The organism is Parasediminibacterium schistidii, assembly GCF_046546515.1.
Taxonomy (GTDB): Bacteria; Bacteroidota; Bacteroidia; order Chitinophagales; family Chitinophagaceae; genus Parasediminibacterium.
This window is the reverse complement of the sequence record NZ_JBKHKJ010000039.1, coordinates 1-22,215: the sequence shown is the minus strand read 5'-3', so window position 1 is coordinate 22,215 and position 22,215 is coordinate 1. Positions and strand designations below refer to the sequence as shown.

The window sequence follows — 22,215 nt, the reverse complement described above, 5'->3', positions numbered from 1 at the left end:
TATTGTTGTTTAAAAAATTGAAATTTGCCTACCATCCTGCTGGTAGTTATGTAAAAAAAAACTGTTATTTATTTTAATTGTTGATAATAGTCAGGCAATACTTGTTTGAATTTCTTTACGGTTTCATCCACCGTTGCTTTGCTTCCGCCTCCAGCTGCGTTAAAATGCCCACCACCTTCAAAATGCTTGCGCGCAAAAGTATTCACGTCAAAATTGCCTTTGCTCCTGAAACTCCATTTCCTTTCTTCGTCCCTGTCCATTACAATTGCCCCAAACCTAATGCCTTTGATGGTTAACAGGTAATTGACCAGTCCTTCCGTATCCCCTGTTTTAATATCAAAACGTTTAATGTCTTGGCTGTATACGTGCATCAAGGCGGTATTATATTCGTATAATACTTCCATCCTGTTCACCAAGGCAAAGCCTGTAAAGCGTAGCTTGTTTTCTAATGAGCAATCAAAAATATTGCTATGTATGTCAGAATGTTGCAAGCCTAGGTCTTTCAAATTAGCAACCATGCGGTGCACAGAAGCCGTTGTAGAAGGGAAGCGGAAAGAACCTGTGTCTGTCATAACGCCTGTATATAAACACGTAGCTATGTCAATGTTTAGTAAATTGCCGTAACCAGATGTCATGATGAAATCATATACCATTTCGCAAGTGCTGCTTTTGGCCGTGTTACTAACGCCATAGTCAAATGCTTCTTCTTGTGGCTGCTCATGGTGGTCAATTAATACTTTTATGCACTTGGCATCCGTCAACGGTTTTTCTAAATGCTTTGTGCGATGCAGTATATTAAAGTCAAGGCAAAATAGTATGTCGGCACAATCAATTATTTCCTGTGCTTTCTGCTTGTTTGATTCATAGTTCAATACTGAGCCTACGCCCGGCATCCAATTTAAAAAATCGGCCCAATTTGTGGGTGAGATAACCGTAACCTGATGGTTGAGCAATGTAAGGAAATGGTAAAGCCCCAAGGAGCTGCCCATTGCATCGCCATCTGGTTTCTGATGGCAAGTAACCACAATGTTTGAAGGTTTGCTCAACAATGGGTAAAAATGTTCTATAGATTGCATATAAGGCTGCAAAAGTGCAGTTTTAAGCTGAAACAGAAAAAATTGGTTTATTTAGCCAAAAAGGCACAAAGGCTCAAAATAACACAAAGTGAATAAAGAAGAGGCGCAAAGAAAAAAACTTAAAAAGATATTGATAATATAAATCTTCTTCTTCTTCTTTTCTTCTTCTTCCTTTAAACCTTTGTGCATCTTTGTGTCTTCGTGCCTTCGTGGCAGATTAACCATACTTGCACCTAAGTAGTAACTTTTTATTTTACAATTCCAATAAAGACTTTACAGGATCTTTCCCAAACAACAATAATGCAGGGGTTTCCAACAATTCTTTTACCCTTACCAAGAAACTTACGCTTTCTCTGCCGTCAATCACACGGTGGTCATAGCTTAGGGCTAGGTACATCATTGGCCTTATTTCTACTTTGCCATCAATCACCATTGCCCGGTCTTGTATTTTGTGCATACCCAGTATGGCACTTTGTGGTATATTGATGATAGGCGTGCTCATCAAACTTCCAAATACCCCACCGTTTGTAATGGTAAATGTGCCGCCTTGCAAATCTTCTGCGGTTAATTTGCTGTCCCTTGCTTTTCCGGCAAGCACTACAACTGTTTTTTCAATTTCAGCCATGCTAAGGCTTTCCACATTCCGGATAACGGGAACAGTTAAGCCCCGTGGCGTGCTTACGGCAATGCTAATGTCCGCATAATCGTGGTATTCAAAATTATCCCCATCAATATACGCATTTACAGCAGGCCATTCGCTCAAAGCAATAGCACATGCTTTTGCAAAAAAGCTCATGAAACCAAGGTTCACGCCATGCAATTCTTTAAACTTATCCTTGTACTGCTTGCGCACTTCCATTATTTTGCCCATGTCCACTTCGTTGAAAGTGGTAAGCATAGCAGTAGTGTTTTTTGCTTCTACCAGCCTGCGGCTAATGGTTTTGCGTAGGTTGCTCATTTTTTCAACCCGCACGTTCCTTGTAAACAATTGGTTGCCGCCAAATGCTTTTTTGCCAGGGTTTGCCAATGCGTCCAGCACATCGCTTTTCATTATTTTGCCACCAGCACCAGACGGGGTGATAGAGGCTGTATCTACTTTTTTGTCAGCAATAATAGCAGAAGCCACTGGCGATGCTTTTACATCGGCTGCCGCAGGGGCAACAGGTGCGATAGGGCTAGTAGCAACTGGAGCAGCAATAGGGGCTGGTGCTGCTTTTGCAGGAGCCGCTGTTGCATCTGGCTTGGTTGCTGTTTCGTCAATCTGTGCAAGTATAGAGCCAATCAAGATGGTGTCGCCTTCATTCGCTAAATACTTCAATACGCCTGCTTTTTCAGCATTTACCTCAAAAGTGGCTTTTTCACTTTCCAATTCTGCAATAATGTCGTCGCGATCTACATATTGCCCTTCTTTTTTTGTCCATTTCAGAAGGGTAACTTCGCTAATCGATTCGCCTACTGCGGGTACTTTAATATCAATCATAAAATGTTGTTTCTTATGTTTACTGTGTTTTTATTATTTGGTTAATTCATAAAGTAATGCCTTCGTTTTTTATGTTTTTATAAATAGGCATCACCGTGTACAAGCCTTCTTCCCATTCTTTTTCATTCCTCACCATCACCTGTATGCAAGTGTTTTCTTCCAATTCTATTTTAAATATTTTATCCGATATATTCATTCTTAAGCCCCAACCAGCATCTAAAGAAGTAAGCATCAAAAAATCCCAGTCGCTTTCTTCATGGAAATCGCCCCTTGCCCGGGAACCAAACAATACCAACTTGCTGTTTTCGTCAAAAGACAAAACTACTTTTTTTACTTCGTCAATAATATGTTGCGTTTTAGCGTCCATAAAATTACTTGTTACTAATCAGTTGATATTTGCCACAATGGCACAAAGACTCAAAGTAACACAAAGGAATTAAGGAAGATAATAAAAGAAAAAAAGAATATTTTGTTATCAAAATTTTTTTTCTTGGTGCTGCTTTGAGTCTTTGTGGCAAAGACGCACTTTTAAATATTAAACGCCATGCCAATAATCTCCGCTTGTTCTTTGGCATGTACCTTAGCATAGCCCGTGGCTGTGGAAGCACTAGCATTGCGGCTGATAACACCAAAGTTGATGGCTTTTAAATTCATTTGCAGGAACGATGCAGCCCCCATGTTCAATGGCTCCTCTTGTACCCAGAACCACATAGCCCTGCCGTATTTTTTATATAAAGCATCTAATTGTTTTGTAGGCAATGGGTAAAGCTGTTCCAAGCGGATGATGGCTATATCTTTCCTAGATTCTTTTTGTTGCTTGTCTGCCAGTTCAAAATACAGTTTGCCGCTGCAAAGCAATACTTTTTTCACGGCACTTATGTCTTCTGCCACAAACTGGTCGTCTATTACTTCTTTAAACCCGCCTTCCGAAAATTCGCTGATGTGGCTAAATGTGCCTGGGTTGCGCAAATTGGCCTTTGGCGAGAAGTTAATCAAAGGCTTCCTGAAATTCCAAACCAGTTGCCTCCTTAGCACATGGAACAAATTGGCGGCTGTGGTTACATTGGTTATTACCATGTTCAGCTCTGCACACATTTGCAAGAAGCGTTCCAGCCTTGCACTGCTATGTTCTGGGCCTTGGCCTTCGTAGCCATGTGGAAGCAGCATTACTACGCCATTCATCCGTTGCCATTTTTGCTCCCCGGCAGCTATAAACTGGTCAATCATGGTTTGGGCACCATTGCAAAAATCGCCAAACTGTGCTTCCCATATTACAAGCGCATTTGGGTTTGCCATGGCATAGCCATATTCAAAACCAAGCACGCCATATTCGCTTAGTAAAGAATTATATACCCTGAACTTTGCTTGTGTTTCATTAAAATGGTTTAGCCTGTTGTAGCCTTCATTGGTTTCCTCGTCCCGTAAAACAGCGTGGCGGTGGCTAAAAGTGCCTCTTTGCACGTCTTGCCCACTCATCCTTACTATATTGCCTTCCAGCAATAACGAGCCATAAGCCATCAATTCCCCCGTGGCCCAATCTATTTTTTGTTCTGTTTCTAATAATTTAATTTTTTCTTGGATTAATTTCTCCACCTTTTTCAGAGGTTTGAAATCACCCGGCCATTTCATCAAGCCATCAAACAGCAATTTGGCAGTTTCGCTGCTGATGGCTGTCTCTGGCGATGATTCCAAATTCTCTGCTTTTGCTTTTGAAAGGCTTTTCCAAACCAATTCTGGTGGCTGGTACTTGTAGGGGAGGGGCGATTGTTTTACTTCATCTAGCCTTTCCTGCAAGTCTTCCCAGAATTTCTTTTCCATTTCCTTTGCCAGCACTTGAGCATCTGGCTCGCCGTTTTCCATCAGGTATTGTACATATTGTTCCCTTGGGTTGGCGTGCTTGTCAATCAGTGCATACAACTGTGGCTGGGTATATTTGGGGTCGTCGCCTTCGTTGTGGCCATGCTTGCGATAGCACACCATGTCTATAAAAATATCTTTGTTAAACTCCTGCCTATACCTTGCTGCAATAGATGCGCACTTTACTACGGCTTCGGCATCATCGCCGTTTACATGCAGAACAGGTGCCTGCACCATTGAAGCCACGGACGTGCAATAATCCGCTGTACGGGCATCTTCAAAATCGGTTGTAAAGCCAATTTGATTATTGATAACAAAGTGTATGGTGCCGCCAGTATAATAACCGTCAAGATTGCTCATTTGCAATACTTCATATACTATGCCTTGCCCTGCCACGGAGGCATCGCCGTGTATCAATATAGGTAATATTTTGTCGAAATCGCTATTGTATAACACGTCTGCCTTTGCCCTGGCAAAACCTACCACAACAGGGTCTACTGCTTCTAGGTGCGAAGGGTTTGGCATCAATTTCAAATGTATGGTTTTGTCATGTGGGGTTACCACTTCGCTGCCAAAACCCATGTGGTACTTCACATCGCCACTGCCCATGGTCTGGTCCATTACCGCAGTGCCTTCAAATTCGCTAAATATCTGCTCATAAGTTTTACCTAAAATATTGGCAAGAATATTTAATCTACCTCTGTGGGCCATCCCTATTACTACTTCCTGCACATCATTGTCGGCAGCAGTGGTAATAATTTCATCCAAGGCGGCAATAGTTGTTTCGCCACCTTCGAGCGAGAAACGTTTTTGCCCGATATATTTGGTGTGCAAAAACTTCTCAAACATCACCCCTTGGTTCAGTTTTTCTAATATCCTTTTCTTTTTGTCCAGCGAAAGGGGAGTAGCGAAATCTTTCTCCATTTCCTTGGTTATCCAATCTACTTTTGTTTGGTCACTTATATATTTGAATTCTACCCCTACATGGGTTGCATAAACCTTTTGCAGGTGGGCTAGTATATTTTTTAAAGTAGTGCTGCCGAGGCCTATGATATTGCCTGCATGAAACGTTTTTTCTAAATCTGCTTCAGAAAGGCCAAAAAAAGTCAAGTCAAGGTTGGCGCCCCTATCTTTACGCTCACGTATAGGGTTTGTCTTAGCCAGTAAATGCCCTTTGTTCCTATAACCAAGAATAAGACGGTAAATCCTTATCTCTTTCATCCAGTCTATATCATCAGGCACAGCAACCCCACTGACCCCGTTTGCTACTGCGCTGCCATTGGCAACTGCAAAATCAAAGCCTTCAAAAAACTTCCTGATGTCTGCATCAATTGTAGCTGGGTCTTTCAAAAAGTCTTTATACAGGCTTTCTATATACCCCGGATGCGAGTTGGTGATGTACGAAAAATCTTTCATTGTGCCTTATTGTTCTTCAGTTTTTAAAATGATGGCAAATATCGTGTATTGATTTTAGAAATAAACCTAGTTTTCCACATCTTTTACGTTTTGAGTATAAGTAACAATAGATTTATCCTTTTTTTTAAGGTGAAAACCTTCCTGGAATATCTAGCCCGCCTTTTTATTTATTTTCTTTTTGCAGCTTTTGCAACACCAAGTTTGAGGCAATGAGAGAGCATAAAGGAAACAAACTATTTTTTATTTTAAATAACGAAAAAATATCCCTACATTTGCACACTTAAAAAAAATAATACATGGCAAATCATAAAGCTACCAAGAAAGATACAAGGCAGGCAGCAAAACGCAGGGACAGTAACCGTTATTATGGAAAAACAACGCGTAATGCAATACGTGATTTGAAAACAGTTACCGATGGTACTGGTTTTTCGGAAAAATTGCCTAGTGTTGCATCTATGATTGATAAGTTGGCTAAGCGTGGTATTATCCACAAAAATAAAGCTGCTAACTTGAAAAGCAAATTAGCTAAAAAAGCGAATGCGTTAGTGGCAGTGGCATAAATACATTTTTATATTCCTTGAAAGAGGCTGCCTCAAAAAATTACTTTTGAGGCAGCCTCTTTTTTATGGTAGTAAATAGTTTAAATTCATAACTCATAATTCATCATTAAAAAATGGCTTATTGGCTTATTAAATCTGAACCTTTCAAGTATAGCTGGGAAAAATTCCAGCAAGAGGGACGTACATTTTGGGATGGCGTGCGCAACTACCAAGCACGCAACAACCTAAAAGCAATGAAAGAAGGCGATTTGTTGTTCTGGTACCATAGCAATGAAGGCATGGAAATTGTTGGCATAGCCAAATTGGTAAAAGAAGCATACCAAGACCCTACCACGACAGATCCAGCCTGGGTAGTAGTAGATGTAGCACCCTATAAAAAATTAAACAAGCCTGTAACATTGGCACAAGTAAAAGCAAACCCAAGCTTAAGCCAAATGGCATTGGTACGTTTGGGGCGTTTATCTGTTCAGCCAGTTACAGAAGATGAATGGCATATTGTGATGGACATGGCTGAAACAGAAGGGTAGCATCAATTTCCAATCATTGTTTTTACTATGTATCTATGTGGTGAAAAGAAATGTGCTTATATGGAAAAATTGCCCAAATCATTTAATCACAACTCCATGTGGGAAAGTTATAAAAAAGGGTTTAAAGCATACCTCCAGCTAGAAAAATCGTTGAGCGACAATTCTGTTGAGGCTTATATGCGAGACGTGGAAAAATTGACCGAATACCTGCTTGCAGCCAACATGCTAAAAGCACCAGCCGATATACTGCTCAAAGATTTGCAAGGGTTCATAAAATGGGTTGCAGAGCTAGGCATGACGGCAACATCGCAGGCTAGGATTATCTCAGGTATCAGGGGGTTTTATAAATTTTGCTTGCAGGAGGACATTGCCAAAAAAGACCCTTCAACCCTGCTGGAAGCCCCGAAAACACAACGCCACCTGCCCGACACGCTTAGTTTCCAGGAAATAGAGAACATCATTGCCGCAATAGACCTTAGCAAGCCAGAAGGAACCCGCAACAAAGCCATATTAGAAATCATGTATAGCTGTGGGCTACGGGTAACCGAAACAGTAAATTTGCGTATTAGCTGCCTTTTTTTTGACGAAGGCTATATAAGGGTAATTGGGAAGGGGGATAAAGAAAGGCTAGTACCCATTGGAAGGGATGCTATCAAATATATACAGCTATACTGTGAAACCACCCGAAACCAACAGCCTGAAAAAAAGAATTTTGAAGATATTTTGTTTTTAAACAACCGTGGCCAAACCTTGTCCAGAGTGATGATATTTTATATTATAAAGGACTTAGCCGCAAAAGCAAATATAACCAAGAGCATTTCGCCGCATACGTTCAGGCATTCATTTGCAACGCATTTGGTAGAGGGTGGGGCAGACCTAAGGGCAGTGCAAGAAATGCTAGGGCATGAAAGCATTACCACTACTGAAATATATACGCATCTCGACAGGGACTACCTGCGTAGCACCTTGCAGCAATTTCATCCTGCTTTTAAGTGAAATAATGTTGATTTATTAAATAATTTGAATAACTAGATACGATTCCGGATCTTGCTTTGTCATTGGCCTAAGCAATGGGAAGTTATAGGAAGGGATACGCACTTCCTTCATGGGGTCAAATAATATACAATTGGACGGTGAGGGCATTGCGATAGAGCACATTTTTAAAAGGTAACTTTTAACGCCAGATTTTGCCGCCGAGGATTTTACAGCATTGTAATATGTTGGCTTGTGAGCAGCGGCGGATATCCAAACTTGGTCGCCATTGGAAGAGGCATTGATAATTTTATGCAAATCTGAACACGCATTTGCCCAAGAAGATCCATCACCTTTCCCAGAGGAGGATGGACTAACATACCTTATTTTGGGGCCATCTGCTAACGCCGATGATGAAGTTAGTAATAGCATACTTATACCCATAAAAAGGGGAGCCGAGATATTTACACTTTTCTTCGCAACAGATTTAATAAATATTGTATTCATTTTTGTAACGTAAAATAAATGGTAAATAAAAAACAAAAATGGGTATTTCTTGCTAATAAAAAAATATATTTTGATAGATGGCATTATTTGTTGATAACCTGTTTTGGTTGCCTAAGAAATGCCCAAGAGGTTGATTACTATTGTAAATAATATATTAAGAATTTGCATTATAGGCCTAGTTGGGTACAGCACTCCTTGGGTTGTCAATACAAAATAGTAAACTATTACATACAGTTAGATTTCTCCTGCCTCGACAAGAGCAGGGAGAACGAAGCAAAGACATCCATAAAACAGCCTTGCACTAGCAACCACTTATTATTGGGTTTTATGCCATCACTAAGTTTCATGTGGACTCAAGCAGTGAGAACGACCTTAGCGAAAGGCAAAACGAAAACCCTTGCATAATTTTTATAATATCCATTTTGTCTGTTTTTTTATTAAAATAGTTTCAGTTTTGCGTTTTTTCGGGCTTTTTTCTTGTTTGTGTGTTTTTCAAAAATCGCCTTCGCTCAATTAAACCATTGATTATCAACAATATCGAAAAAAAATTATGAGTGTTTTGTGAGTGATTTGTGCGTACTTTTTGAGTGATTTGTGCGTATTTTATGAGTGATTTGTGAGAAAAAGTAAGTGATTTTATGCCCATAAAACAAAACCCTATTTTGGCACTACAACTATTTTAATATTAATAAAAAAAGAACTTCGATGCATCTGCCGATATATTAGCTTGTAAATAATTTTGTATCAGTTATAATTCTGGTACAAAGATAAGTTTTTTAGAAATTGGAAACATTTGCATTGTTTGCCAAAAGGTACTGGTTATTGGCCATGTGTCAGTAACTTTTTATTGGGTTAAGGAGTGGGATTGGAAATCTCCATTATCTGTTTAGGCGAGATGCCCTTTGGAACATCTTTGCCGGTAATTCACGGTTTTAATTTTTTAATTTCCCTGTCAAAATCACTTTCGTAGTTAGTGTCTTGTACAACTCTAAATTTATCATATTCGGCTTCGGCTTTTAATTTGGCTTCGAGCATGGTTATTTTGCCATTGTCGGTTAGGATTGGAGAATCTGATAATTCTAAAAATTTTACAAGAAAAACTTCCCAGTCTTTCATGTTCATTACTTGCCTATTTGTAGCCCTGGTTTCTGCAAGGTCGAGGTATGCTGAAACAATTCTTTCCAATGCCTTTATGTGTTGTTCGCTTAGATAGTTTTTGGCAATGGTTACATCAATTTTTAGTATTTTACCGTTGGGTGCTTGTTTCCACGATTTAAGCCCCATGTACGCTTTTGTTGCATCTGCTGCTGTATATATTATTTCTGCAGCTGTTTTGCCTGTTATAGCCCAATGCAATTTGTTTTGTACCGAGGCATAGAATTGCTTGGTAATATTCGCCTTGCTGTCATAGTCGGCCGAAAGGGCGTAGATGTCTGTAATTTTTTGGTAAAGCCTACGTTCGCTCAAGCGAATTTCACGAACCCTTTCCAGCATTTCGTCAAAATAGTCTTGGCCAAAATGCTTGCCTTGCTTTAGCCGTTCATCGTCCATGGCAAAGCCTTTTACAATATATTCGTGCAATATACTTGTTGCCCATTTACGGAACATTATGGCACGGTGTGAATTTACTCGGTAACCAACAGCTACAATAGCGCTAAGATTATAGTATTTAACTTCTTTTTCTTGCGTTTTTCCTTCAATAGCTCCATGCGGAGTGGTAAGTCGGAAATTCCGACATACCAAATTTTCGTCCAATTCCCCATCGGCAAATATCTGGGTTAAATGCTCCGTGATGGTACTCCTGCCTTTTTCAAATAGTTCGGCAATAAGTTTTTGGCTAAGCCAAACGGTGTCGTCTTTAAAAAAAACATCAATATTTACCTTGCCATCTTCGGTTTTAAATAACACGAAATTTGAATAGAATTGTAAACCAGTTTCGTTATTTTCCATTGTTTTAATTTTATATTAAACCAAACAAAGCTAGCTAATCATCACGCTTGCCCAAGGCTCTTAAACTGGCCTCTATGCTATAAAGTTTGTTTGCCATTTTGCCTATTTTCTACCCTCAATAATGTTTACTTTATCAATGGTTAATCGTTTTTCCATGACCTCAAGACTAGCCGAGCGGGGTTTTTATTAAAATAGTTTCAGTTTTGCCTTTTTTAGGGCTTCTTTCTTGTTTGTATATTTTTCAAAAATCGCCTTCATTCATTTAAGCCATTGATTATCAACAATATCGAAAAAAAATTATGCGTAAAAGGTGCTTATTTTGTGCATACTTTTTGAGTGATTTATGCATATTTTGTGCGTGTTTTATGCTTATTTTTGAATAATTTGTGCGTATTTTAAAGCCATAAACGCAATACCAAATTTTGGCACTACAACTATTTTAATATTAGTAAAAAAAGAACTACAATTTAGCTTGGGCTGTATTGTCTCCATCTTTAAGCTAAATATTGAACGAAGATAAACTAAATATATTAGTATTTTGAAAAAGTTATAATTGGCCTATTGGTAGATGAACCCACTAAATGCTTTAAGCTGCAAGTAAACCTGCCACCTTTGGCTGGCATTGTGCTGCGGTAAAATAATTAGGTTTCTTGTGTTCCATCTTATACTTCTAAAACCAAACTTCCCGAAAGTTTAAACTTTCGGGAAGTTGCGGATTATATCAAAACTAGGTTTCATGTGGACTAGCAGGGATGCGCAAATCGAGAGATTTGCAAACATTGTGACGTAGACAGGAGTCTACGCCAAGCTGAGCCTGCCAGTTACAAACTGGCTAATTTAAAGGGAACGAGTGGCCTGCTGCGCAGAACACTAGCTCAAGCGGAGTGCCTTACAATGACGTGGAGAACGAAGCGAAGGGTACACGCCAAAGGCAATGCACCAGCAACATTACTTTTATTTTTAGAGTTGTACCCTAGCGGGGAAAGGCACACGCCAAAGGCGATGCGCAAGCGACCGTTGATTATTAAGGCTCGTGCGCTATCTAGGAGATATCAAAATAAACAGGCTGGTCGCTCTCCGTTGCTTACATATACATATAGGTAGTCGTTTTCTTAAATTATATCATTCGAACGAAAAAAATTTTCAAACGTTGTGATTTTATCCCTCGATATTCTACCAGAGACTAATTGTTTCCAGAAATCCAAATACTCATCACTTGAATCATACAGAAAAGGTTTTAAATTTATATCATTTGTTATTTCCCTTAAATCACTTTCGGTATCAATTCCTATTATGATTACTTCTTCATTGTTACTCGCATAAATAGCTATTTTATCTTCGAATGCCAACCAAAATATTGGAACTAGCTGATTGAATTGAAATCTAAATGTTCCATTTTTTTTACTCATGTTTGAACAAAATATTTCAAAATAATCACTTAATTCTTCAATAGACCGATGATACGTTAATTCCTTTTTAATTAAATCTATATTGTTGTAGAATTGATTACTTTCATTAACCTTATGATACCCAGTAAAATTCCATACCTGATCAAAAGGTATTAATAGTACCCACTTTGTTCCCAAGTATCTATTATTGATTATTTCACATAAGCAATTTAACAATTGAAAAAACAGTTCAGAATTTTCTTTTTCGCTGTTTAACATATTACTTTCCAAAAACAGATATTTTGAAAACTTCTTCTCAAAACAAAAATTTGGTATGAGATACTCCCTTGGACTATGAAATATTTTGTGTATGCCCATTTAAAATCTATATTTCAATAATTGAGTATTTTTTGTACCGTTGAATTGATTTACAATTATTGTTGGTGCTGAACCAATTGTCAAAACAGGATTATATGTAAAACTTTGCCCATTCAATGATTCATAATTGACAAGATTTCCTCGCTTGGCAAGTCTCCCGGCTACGTCGCAGCGTTTATAAATCTCTTGATTTGCTTTATCAGTTACGGATGACTTGAGTTGGGTTTAAATGTTTTAAGAAAAGACTAAAATTAGCGAAGATTTGAAATACCCATTAAAAAGGATACCCAATGCTAAAATTAAACTGGCTGGGCGAGATGTTTCGAAGGGCATCTCGGCTAAACAAATAAAAGGGATTTCCTAATCCCCACCACCCCATAAACCAACCCAATCAAAAGTCACTAACGCATCGCCAATAAACTGTGCCTTTTGTACCCTTGTTGGACTTCGCTCCATTCTTCGCCGTTGTTATACCTCCGACCAACAACAAACTGATGGCACATTAGCTAGTTCAGAAAGTGCATTTTAAAATTCCGTTTTTTGTTGTTTTCTTGTTGGTAGAAAGAGGAAATAATCTAAGTCAATGCCTTGCTGTTTACTGCTCAACAAGTATCCTATATGGGGGCATTTTTGGATGCTCATGGGGGCATATTCCCCCGATATAGGCTTTATCTAATTAACATAACCGTTCCTTTATACATCAAAGGATTTCCATTGTAGTCAATAGCTTCTGCTACAGCCACAAAAGTTTCGTTCTCCAGCATCACCCCTTTGTATCTACCATCCCACCCCTTTGAAACATCAGTTGTTGTGAAGACTAAATTGCCGAGTCTGTTGTAAATGGAGAAATGCTCGAACAGTTTTATTCCTACAGGAAAAACATGAAGCACATCATTAAGACCATCGTTGTTTGGTGTAAATGCTGTGGCAACATAAAGTGCCGGACCTGCCCACCGCTTAATTAATATTTTGCTATCTCTTTCACAACCTTCTTTAGTAACACTATGCAACTTGTATTGCACATCGTGGTCGTAAGTTGCAATAGGATTTTCAACACCATCTTTATTCAAGCCTGTTGAAGGTTGCCAAGAATAGGTAGTTCCTGCATACCCATTTGCGTTTAGATAAACTGGCTGAGCGTTTGCAACCAGGGTATCATATCCTGCGAAGGCAATGTTATCATAAATATGAAAATATCTATCAATCGTATCGCTGCATTGTTTAACCGTTTTTGCTATAATAGAAAAAGGATGATCATCAGGGTTGTAAAAAATTTTTGTAACAATATTAGGTGCGGAATAGTAGCTGGTATTGAAGTTCCAGTACCAACTATTCGCTACTTTGAAACTGTCTATTGCTGTGTACTGAATTATTTTATTTATGCAGGAGTCATTTAGCGAAACTGACAGGAATGGCTTCCTGTTTATATAAATGGTTGTATCATATACCTTACTCTTACAACCATAGTTACTCTCAACATTCAAACTTATTTTATTAAATCCCGTATCAAAAGCAAACTGAATATTATTGGCAGTATTAATGTTTTTATTATTGATTGCCCAATTCCATTTAATCACCTTTTCATTATTAACATTAGCATCAAAAAACGATTTATCGCTAAAGGCTATTGTTTCAGATGAGCACAAAATAGAAGGGAAACTAAAAAAAGCCTTCGGCTTATGTTGTACTGCTATCACTTTTGTTGTGGTATCGGACGGACAGCCTTCAGTTGTTTTTACAATCAATTTTACAGTAATAGGGCTATCGTTTGCGGGTATATATGATAAAGGAATTCGATTGAAGGAAAACTGCCCGTTAATATTCCATATCCAGCTTTTAATATTTGATGTATAACTGGTAACATAAGAATTGTCTTGGAAGTTTATTGCTGTTTGATTTTCACAAACTGGCGCATTATATCTAAAATCAGCAATTGGCGCAGGCACTACATTAACTGGAATATTTTGAAAGGAGATGCATTTATTAAAATAGTTAGCCCGCAATACCACATAAAAAGTTCCAGCCCTATTGTAATTATGGCTAACCGTACTGTCCAGTTGGGTTAACAGCGTATCGCCATCGCCAAACTGCCACCGATAAGTTATATTAATATTACTGCTTGCTGTACTTGTAAAGTCAAATCTATTAGCACTTAAACATTGGGATACGGAATTAACGGTAATTGAACTGTTTGAAAAACCTACCACATGCACAACCACTTTTTTATGAAAGCCCTCACACCCAAACAACTGTTTTTGAGCAACATAATAAATGAAATCGCCAGCCACACTGGTATTTATAACTGGTGGGTATTCGCTGCCTACAGTAGTAGTAGTATCATTAGCATACCACACAAAAACATTCCCACTATCAGCAACAGCGTCTACGGTTGCATTCTGCTGATTTTTACAGAAATAAAAATCGGAGGAACAACTAGGCAATGGCGGAATAGAAAGTGGGTGCACTTTGGCTTCAAATGTATCTCTACAACCAAAACCGGGATAAGGAATCACATCAACCCAAAAAGAACCTGTATTTACAGGTGGCGGAGATAAGGTAAGGGTTTGAGTGTTTCCCATAACCTGTGTGTAGTTGTTATTGTACCAAGTATAATATTGAAATCCATAAGGGGCATTTAATGTAAGACTGTTTGTCTGTATGCAGTAGGGAGCGGTTGCCAAAATATTAGTACAGCCGCTAGCTACATCAAGGTAAGAATAACCAAAGTGGCCACCAAGGGTGCAATCGGCATTTTTAAACTCAAGCCTTACCTCCTTACCCATCAAACCTGCAAATTGAAGCGATACAGGAGTCCAGTTTTTATATAGCACACCATCGTTTGTTTTCGAATGGTAAAAACCAGGTAAAGTACTTGTAGATACATAGTTAAAAGCCGCACAATTAATAATATTTCCTGTAGCTACCTCATAGGCAGATACAAAAAATCTTGGTTGTTCATAGAGGGCATGTCCGGGATCCTGAAAAACGACTGAATAAAAATAAGTAAAAGTAAAAGTATCTACAGTGGAAGGAACGGTAAAAGTATAGGAAATACCCTCTGCTTCTGAGCCATTATTTTCATTGCCCAATTTCACTGAATAATTGCCACCAAATGGGCAAACAACCGGAAAGTTGCCATAGGGGTCCATTTTTGTTTTTGAAGACATAATTTCATGTCTGTCAGGCGTTGGCAGAGCGTTATTTAACTGGATTACATTTTTTCCGTTTTCTACATAAGTTTTTCCTAAAGAACATTGCCACGAGCTAAAGTCACCCGTTTCAAAGTCAATATTAGGTGGGCAAGTGTTTTGTGAAAAAACGTTTGTAAAACAAAGCAGTAAAATTACACATGCGGATAATTGTTTCATAATATAAAACCCAGGCTTGGTTGTTGAAAATTTACGCAAAAGAATACTTTTCAAACTTATAAAACAAAATTGGGCTATTCAGCAGCCAAATAAAAAACAGTTTTAGGTGTGGAAGGCGTTCTTCACCAATCTTCTTAGCACCTAGATCAAGTCAATCCCCTCTAGCGCACGAGCCGAAATAATTAGGGTTTGCTGCCGCACGGCGTGCCGCGTGTGCCTTCGCTTCGGTCTCCCCGTCCTTTTCTTCGCAGGAGAAATCTAACCGAAATGTAGGCTGCTGTTGTTTGCAGGCACCCTGCCAAAATGAATTATTGTGTTTATGTTTTGGATGGGTTATCGTAGCGGAGTAACCACCCCGCCCTTTGGGCACCCCTCGAGAGGGGAATTTAGTTGCTGACAATTTCAAAATCCGTTTATTTTTATACCTTATTGAATTAATTAGCAAAACGAAAAAAGTAGCAGTTCCCCAATTCCCCTCTCAAGGGGTGGCCGATAGGCCGGGGTGGTTAGCAAAACACAATCAAAAAAAAACCATGTCCAATTACTACATCATCAGAAATGTTTTTATAAAACAAAACATCATCCCTCAATTGCCTTATAACCCCAACTTAAAAGAAAGGGCGAAAGCCCTACGGCAAGCCAAGAACTTACCAAAAGTCCTTTTCTGGAAACAATTAACAAAGGGCGGATTCCACAATATAGATTTTGATAGGCAGCGAATTATTGGCCATTACATTGTGGATTTCTATGCCAAAAAGTTAGGGCTTGTAATTGAAATAGACGGGTCAAGCCATAATAACAAGGAAGTGTATGATAAAGAAAGGGAAGAATATTTGGTTGCATTAGGCTTAAAAGTATATAGGATAATGGTAGTAGATATACTGCAACATATACATTTGGCATGAATGCATTAGAGGATTATATAATAGAACAGTATGGGTTATAACCACCCCGCCCTTCGGGCACCCCTCGTGAGGGGAATTTGGATGCCTCTTGTTGGTCTTCCTTCCGCTCCTCGCTGTTGTCTCCGCCCAACAACGAACCCATGGCAGATTAGCTAGTTTAGGAGGGTGCATTTCAAAATTCCGTTTTTTGTTGTTTTCTGTTTGGTAGAAGTAGGAAATAATCTAAGTCAATGCCTTGCTGTTTGCTGCTCAACAAGTATCCTATATGGGGGCATTTTTGGATGCTCATGGGGGCATATTTCCCCCATATAGGATTTTTATTTTGGACTATATACCTATTCATGCCAATTTTACATTAAATAAGGAACTAGGGCATCTTGGCCTTTACCCTCGCAACGGATGGTTGGCTTGGGAAAATGATAATCACCATCAAAATCTTAATAGTTTCTTATCAATAAATTATTAGTTTATTATCATAAAACTATCATTCCATTATCAATAAACTATCATAAAATTCACTTAAATTATCATAAAAAATGAGGCTAAAAAAAATATAAACAACTGGATATCAATGATTTATAGGCAAAAAGAAAGGTTTTGAAAAAAAATAAATCACGAAAAATGACGAAAGGAATCCATTTCAAATCTTTGCTTAGGCCTTCGTTTTCCCCTCTTTCCTTCTCCCTTTAGAGCTAGTATGCTTACACAATTCCCCTCTTGAGGGGTGGCCGTAGGCCGGGGTGGTTTCCTTACTATGTAATGAGCCATTTTTTGCAAAAACTTGCCTCTTATTATCTATCTGTTAAAACAAGCATCCATATTTGAAACGCTCTACATTTGCCACCTAATAAAACCCGCATGAAACAACTTTTCTTAGCATTCACAGTGTTATTTATCCTACAAAATGGGATGGCACAAAAAACTGCTGCCCCTGTAAAAACAGCTACTACGCTGCCACGCCCCAAATTGGTAGTGGGCATTGTGGTGGATCAAATGCGGTGGGATTTCCTTTACCGCTACTACGGCCGTTATGGCAATGGCGGTTTTAAGCGTTTGATGGGGGAGGGGTTTAGTTGCGAGAATACATTTATACCTTATACGCCCACTGTTACTGCTGCTGGGCATACCTGCATTTACACGGGCTCTGTGCCAGCCATACATGGCATTGTGGGCAACGACTGGATAGACAATGCCACCCAGAAAAAAGTTTATTGCAGCGAAGACAATGCAGTGGCTGCCGTGGGCAATGATGGCAGCGAAAGTAAGAACGGCAAGCAAAGCCCACGCAATATGCTGGTTACTACCATTGGCGACGAGATAAGGCTGGCAACCAATTTCAGGAGCAAGGTTATTGGTGTAGCATTGAAAGACCGGGGGTCTATTTTGCCTGCTGGCCATAAAGCCAATGCTGCTTATTGGTATGATGTAACCACTGGCAACTGGATAACGAGTACTTATTACATGAACGACTTGCCACAATGGGCTAAAGCATTCAACGCAAAAAAACTGGTGGATAGCTTTTATACCAATGGATGGAATACACTATACCCCGTGGCAACCTATGCGCAAAGCACAGCCGATGAAGAGCCTTATGAAAGCAAGCCTTTTGGCGATAGCCAAACTAAGTTTCCATATAATTTAAGTAAATACAAAGGCAAGTCGTACCAAGCAATTGCTACCACGCCTTTTGGCAATACCATGACCATGCAAATGGCCGAAGCGGCGATTGATAACGAGCAACTAGGCAAAGGAATAGAAACAGACATGCTTTGTGTTAGTTTTTCCAGTACAGACTATGTTGGCCATGCTTTTGGGCCCAACTCTTTAGAAACAGAAGATACTTATTTGCGGCTAGATAAAGATTTGGCAACCTTTTTCAATTATTTGGATGAAAAAGTAGGCAAAGGCCAATACACGGTTTTCCTTTCCGCCGACCATGGCGTGGCGCATGTGCCAGGCTTTATGAAGGAAAACAACCTGCCGGGAGGCGTGGTAGCAGAAGGAGGCTTATCCTCCAAAGAAATGAGCAGTAAGATAAAAGAAAAATTTGGGGTAAGCAAAGCGGTATTGGGCGTTATGAATTATCAGGTTTACCTAAATCATAATGCCATTGACTCCGCCAATGCCGATGAAAAATCCATTGGTAATTGGATAATCAATTATTTGCAGCAAAACGATGCGGTACAAAGAGCATTCCTGCTGAAAGACCTTTCTGTTACAACCTTAAATGCCAAGATGAAAGATATGTTTGCCAATGGCTACAATCCTAGCCGTAGTGGCGATATACAAATTGTTTTCAAGCCTGGTTATATTGAGGGGCATGGAGATGGCAGCACAGGCACCACGCATGGCTTGTGGGCACCTTACGATGCACACATACCTTTATTGTTTTATGGCTGGGGCATCAAGCAAGGGCATACCAACAGGGAAACTTATATGACGGATATTGCAGCAACCATTACGGCACTACTGCATGTGCAAATGCCTAGCGGCTGCGTAGGCAAAGTGGTGGAGGAAGCGTTTAAGTAGTTGTTTTTTGCCACGAAGGCACAAAGGAACGTAGATGCACGAAGGTTGCTAATTGCAAAAGCAAATATGCTTTTTAGCCACAAAGGCACGAAAACACAAAGAAACACAAAGAAAAAGAAAGTACTGATAATGTCATTTTTCTTTTTCTTTTCTTCCCTTAAAACTTTGTGCTTCTTTGTGTCTTAGTGCCTTCGTGGCTATTTTTTAAATACCCCAGCCCCATTTCAAAAATGCAGGGAATGCCTTGCACCAAGTAGCCACATCGTGTTTGCCACCTTCAATTTGTAAATATTGTATATGCTCATCAGTATAGCCCTTTGCTTTTAGCTCTACTATCAAGTCTAGGGCATCGTCTATGCTGTCTATAATACCATTGTTGTTGCGGTCGGCAGTTTCGTCCTTTGTGCCGCATTCTATAAAAAATTGCAGCCAAGGGTAAAATGTCCCTTTCAGCACTTGAAGGTGCATTAGCCTGTCTTTTTCGTCATCATAGCCGTCATCATAGCTTTTCCGCCTCCACCAAAGGCTACCACTAAACACGCCCACCCGGCTGAACTCGTTGGCATTGTTCCACACAATATCCAATGCGCTTAACCCACCTAGGCTAAAACCTGCAAAAGATTTGTCTTTGAAAGAAGCAATGTCGCAGGCTTTGCGTATATAGGGCAACAATTCGTCAAACACAAATTTGCTATACAAGCCTGCTTTGCTGCCCCATCCCTCGAAATTGGGGCTGTATGCGGTACCATACTCCAGTTTTCTCTCCTCCCCGCAATTTATGCCCACGCAAATAAGCGGTTCTATTTGTTTTTTGTCTATTAAGTCGTGCAGCATTTTGTCAAAAGGAAAAAGCATGGTAGGCAAGTCCTGCCCATCGTTAATCAACAAAAGGCTTGGCTTTGCTGGCAGTACTTTTGGCAAATACATATCAATCAGCACATCCCTTTCTAAGTATTGGGAATAAATAATATGCCTTTCCATGGCCACGATACCCGTATTGCTATTTTTCTCTTTAAGCATATCGCCCAAAAATAGGGAAAGATGTGGTTTTTATTTATTTTGAACTTGAGTAGCTACAAATCTTTCAATCATTGGAATAAATACTTCCCCTTTCGTAACGGCAATAATTGCCCAATCTCCCTTACAAAGTTTATTTTTGCAAAAAGCAATTCCAGCCTAGCTGGCAATTGCTTAAAAATAATACACAATGAGCAGAAAAGGAAAAGTATTGGTGGCAATGAGTGGCGGTATTGACAGTACTGTTACGGCACTAATGCTGCACCACGAGGGGTATGAAGTAATAGGCATCACCATGAAAACATGGGACTATGCCACCAGCAATGCAAGCAGCAAAGAAACAGGCTGCTGCAATATAGACAGCTTTAATGATGCAAGGCAGGCGGCTGTGCACCACGGCTTCCCGCATTTTATATTGGACATAAGAGACGAGTTTGGCGATTTTGTAATTGAAAATTTTGTAGAAGAATATTTGGCTGGGCGTACACCAAACCCTTGCGTGATGTGCAATACGCACATTAAATGGAAGGCATTGCTGAAGCGAGCCAATGCACTAGGCTGCGAGTTTATAGCCACAGGCCATTATGCCGAAGTAAGGCAGCATACCAATGGCCGTTTTGTGATGAGCAAAGGGCTAGACGAAACAAAAGACCAAAGTTATGTGCTGTGGGGGCTAGACCAGGAATTGCTAGGCCGCACAATTATGCCATTGGGGAAATACCGGAAAACAGAGATACGCCAAATGGCTATGGACATGGGCTACCCTGAACTTGCCAAAAAAAGCGAGAGCTACGAAATATGCTTTGTGCCAGACAATGACTATCGTGGTTTCCTTAAACGGCGAGTAGATGGCCTAGAAGAACAAGTAAACGGAGGATGGTTTGTAGATAAAACAGGCAAAAAACTTGGCCAGCACAAAGGTTATCCTTTTTATACCATTGGGCAAAGAAAGGGTTTGGAAATAGCATTGGGCAAGCCTGCTTATGTAACCTCAATTAATCCTGATACAAACACTGTTGTGCTAGGAGAGGAGACAGACTTGGAGCAAAACGACCTTTCCGTTGGCAAGGTAAACTGGATTAAATACGACGGTGTTACTGACGGCATGGAAGCCATAACCAAAATACGCTACAAAGACAAGGGGGCATTGAGCAATTTGTACAATACGGATAATGGCTTGAACATCCGTTTTTATGAGCATGTAAAAGGCATAGCTCCAGGGCAAAGTGCTGTTTTTTATGAAGGCAACGATGTTATAGGTGGGGGTATCATACAAAGGGGAGCGCTTATTTAATTAAGAATTAAGAATTAAGAATTAGGAATTAGGAATTGTTGGGCAAGCGCATAAATTATTATGGAAATGTAGTACATACCTTAGGGCTGCATATTGGTAGTAATCGAAATAAGGGTTTCACTCATCAAAATCATGCAAATCATTTAATCAGTGGTATAAATAGAATTATGAAATATTGTTCAATTCTTTTTTTCTCTTTATTGTTTATCATGGGTTGTAAAAAACAAACCGAATCGCTGGTGTTGGATGATATAAAAGAATTATATCCTTTGCAAGTGGGCAAGGTTTTTATTTACAGGATGGATAGCTCAAGGAAGGTAGATTTTATATTTACTACTGCTTATTACCTTTTAAAAGATTCGGTTGTTAATTCTTTTTTGGATAACCAGGGCAGGACTTCCTATACTATTTTCAGGTATATAACAGATACACTTGCCCGGCAGCCGTATCAATACATAGAAACTAACTATATCACTTTCGACAAAGACAAAATAGAATACGTTGATGGGTCTAACAGGCGTTTTATCAAGCTGGTTAATCCTGTTTCATTAAATACTTCATGGAAGGGCAATAGGTATTTTGATACCGATTCAGTTCTATCTATAATAATACCTGGAACTACATATTATACAAACTGGGACTACCAGTATATTTCAGTAAATCAACCTTATACAGTATTAAAAGGCAATTTTGCTAGCACCTATACAATCCAGCAAGTTGCAGATAGCAACACTGCCATACCTAGTAAATCATATTCCACAGAGGTATATGCTAAGGGCGTTGGCTTAATTTATAAAGAAATGTTGTTCTATTTCTACCAGTCACCTACCAATAGTGGTGATGGTAGCTTTGGCTTAAAACTAAATTTGATAGATTATAGGTAAATTAATACACTGACCTTTTTTTGATATAGAAAATTTATGTTTTATACCACTGTTGTCCGAGAAAATAATTGAGAAAAAAGTAGTATAAAGGGGGCTAAACGCCCCCT

Annotated in this window: 17 protein-coding genes; 7 read left to right on the top strand and 10 right to left on the bottom strand. The window is 39.3% G+C overall.

All coding sequences use genetic code 11. From position 1 onward, the window contains the following. Window positions 1-68: 68 nt before the first annotated feature. From ACHFIY_RS17275 to ACHFIY_RS17260, 4 genes are all read right to left on the bottom strand, one after another. On the bottom strand, window positions 69-1,088 hold the full coding sequence (locus ACHFIY_RS17275; RefSeq protein WP_410847372.1) for a DHH family phosphoesterase: 1,020 nt from the start codon (window positions 1,086-1,088) through the stop codon (window positions 69-71). Between the two features lie 241 nt (window positions 1,089-1,329). Further along, window positions 1,330-2,556 (bottom strand): 2-oxoglutarate dehydrogenase complex dihydrolipoyllysine-residue succinyltransferase, encoded by a 1,227-nt coding sequence (odhB, locus tag ACHFIY_RS17270; RefSeq protein ID WP_410847371.1) that lies wholly within the window; start codon window positions 2,554-2,556, stop codon window positions 1,330-1,332. A gap of 46 nt (window positions 2,557-2,602) precedes the next feature. After that, the gene (locus ACHFIY_RS17265) at window positions 2,603-2,923 is read right to left on the bottom strand and encodes a nucleotidyltransferase domain-containing protein (protein WP_410847370.1); all 321 of its coding nucleotides are present in this window, start codon (window positions 2,921-2,923) and stop codon (window positions 2,603-2,605) included. 161 nt (window positions 2,924-3,084) lie between these two features. Continuing rightward, the gene (locus ACHFIY_RS17260) at window positions 3,085-5,829 is read right to left on the bottom strand and encodes a 2-oxoglutarate dehydrogenase E1 component (protein ID WP_410847369.1); all 2,745 of its coding nucleotides are present in this window, start codon (window positions 5,827-5,829) and stop codon (window positions 3,085-3,087) included. A 296-nt stretch (window positions 5,830-6,125) separates the two neighbouring features. On the opposite strand from ACHFIY_RS17260, the gene rpsT reads away from it, so the two are divergent. From rpsT to xerD, 3 genes are all read left to right on the top strand, one after another. Further along, complete coding sequence (gene rpsT, locus ACHFIY_RS17255) at window positions 6,126-6,389, top strand: 30S ribosomal protein S20 (RefSeq protein ID WP_410847368.1); 264 nt, start codon at window positions 6,126-6,128, stop codon at window positions 6,387-6,389. A 113-nt stretch (window positions 6,390-6,502) separates the two neighbouring features. Continuing rightward, window positions 6,503-6,916 (top strand): EVE domain-containing protein, encoded by a 414-nt coding sequence (locus tag ACHFIY_RS17250; RefSeq protein WP_410847367.1) that lies wholly within the window; start codon window positions 6,503-6,505, stop codon window positions 6,914-6,916. Window positions 6,917-7,012: 96 nt separating this feature from the next. Further along, entirely contained in the window at window positions 7,013-7,912 is a 900-nt protein-coding gene (xerD, locus tag ACHFIY_RS17245) for a site-specific tyrosine recombinase XerD (protein ID WP_410847366.1), read from the top strand. 15 nt (window positions 7,913-7,927) lie between these two features. Here the strand turns inward: xerD and ACHFIY_RS17240 are convergent, their stop codons facing one another. The 4 genes from ACHFIY_RS17240 to ACHFIY_RS17225 form a co-directional block, all read right to left on the bottom strand. Next, window positions 7,928-8,395 carry a hypothetical protein gene (locus ACHFIY_RS17240; protein ID WP_410847365.1) on the bottom strand — a complete coding sequence of 156 codons (468 nt, stop codon included), beginning with the start codon at window positions 8,393-8,395 and terminating at the stop codon, window positions 7,928-7,930. A gap of 924 nt (window positions 8,396-9,319) precedes the next feature. Continuing rightward, window positions 9,320-10,345, bottom strand: a complete 1,026-nt coding sequence (locus tag ACHFIY_RS17235) for a virulence RhuM family protein (protein ID WP_410847364.1) — start codon at window positions 10,343-10,345, stop codon at window positions 9,320-9,322. 1,112 nt (window positions 10,346-11,457) lie between these two features. Then, window positions 11,458-12,111 carry a hypothetical protein gene (locus ACHFIY_RS17230; RefSeq protein WP_410847363.1) on the bottom strand — a complete coding sequence of 218 codons (654 nt, stop codon included), beginning with the start codon at window positions 12,109-12,111 and terminating at the stop codon, window positions 11,458-11,460. A gap of 668 nt (window positions 12,112-12,779) precedes the next feature. Next, window positions 12,780-15,278 (bottom strand): T9SS type B sorting domain-containing protein, encoded by a 2,499-nt coding sequence (locus ACHFIY_RS17225; protein WP_410847362.1) that lies wholly within the window; start codon window positions 15,276-15,278, stop codon window positions 12,780-12,782. A gap of 734 nt (window positions 15,279-16,012) precedes the next feature. On the opposite strand from ACHFIY_RS17225, the gene ACHFIY_RS17220 reads away from it, so the two are divergent. Continuing rightward, window positions 16,013-16,384 carry an endonuclease domain-containing protein gene (locus tag ACHFIY_RS17220; protein ID WP_410847361.1) on the top strand — a complete coding sequence of 124 codons (372 nt, stop codon included), beginning with the start codon at window positions 16,013-16,015 and terminating at the stop codon, window positions 16,382-16,384. A 13-nt stretch (window positions 16,385-16,397) separates the two neighbouring features. Here ACHFIY_RS17220 and ACHFIY_RS17215 read toward each other — a convergent pair whose 3' ends face one another. Further along, the gene (locus tag ACHFIY_RS17215) at window positions 16,398-16,526 is read right to left on the bottom strand and encodes a hypothetical protein (protein WP_410847360.1); all 129 of its coding nucleotides are present in this window, start codon (window positions 16,524-16,526) and stop codon (window positions 16,398-16,400) included. Between the two features lie 716 nt (window positions 16,527-17,242). Here ACHFIY_RS17215 and pafA point away from each other — a divergent pair. Beyond that, window positions 17,243-18,913 carry an alkaline phosphatase PafA gene (pafA, locus tag ACHFIY_RS17210; RefSeq protein WP_410847359.1) on the top strand — a complete coding sequence of 557 codons (1,671 nt, stop codon included), beginning with the start codon at window positions 17,243-17,245 and terminating at the stop codon, window positions 18,911-18,913. Window positions 18,914-19,117: 204 nt separating this feature from the next. Here the strand turns inward: pafA and ACHFIY_RS17205 are convergent, their stop codons facing one another. Further along, window positions 19,118-19,933 carry an alpha/beta hydrolase gene (locus tag ACHFIY_RS17205; protein ID WP_410847358.1) on the bottom strand — a complete coding sequence of 272 codons (816 nt, stop codon included), beginning with the start codon at window positions 19,931-19,933 and terminating at the stop codon, window positions 19,118-19,120. Between the two features lie 187 nt (window positions 19,934-20,120). On the opposite strand from ACHFIY_RS17205, the gene mnmA reads away from it, so the two are divergent. Both mnmA and ACHFIY_RS17195 read left to right on the top strand, forming a co-directional pair. Then, window positions 20,121-21,224 carry a tRNA 2-thiouridine(34) synthase MnmA gene (mnmA, locus tag ACHFIY_RS17200; protein ID WP_410847357.1) on the top strand — a complete coding sequence of 368 codons (1,104 nt, stop codon included), beginning with the start codon at window positions 20,121-20,123 and terminating at the stop codon, window positions 21,222-21,224. A gap of 167 nt (window positions 21,225-21,391) precedes the next feature. Next, entirely contained in the window at window positions 21,392-22,108 is a 717-nt protein-coding gene (locus ACHFIY_RS17195) for a hypothetical protein (protein WP_410847356.1), read from the top strand. The last annotated feature ends 107 nt before the right edge of the window (window positions 22,109-22,215 follow it).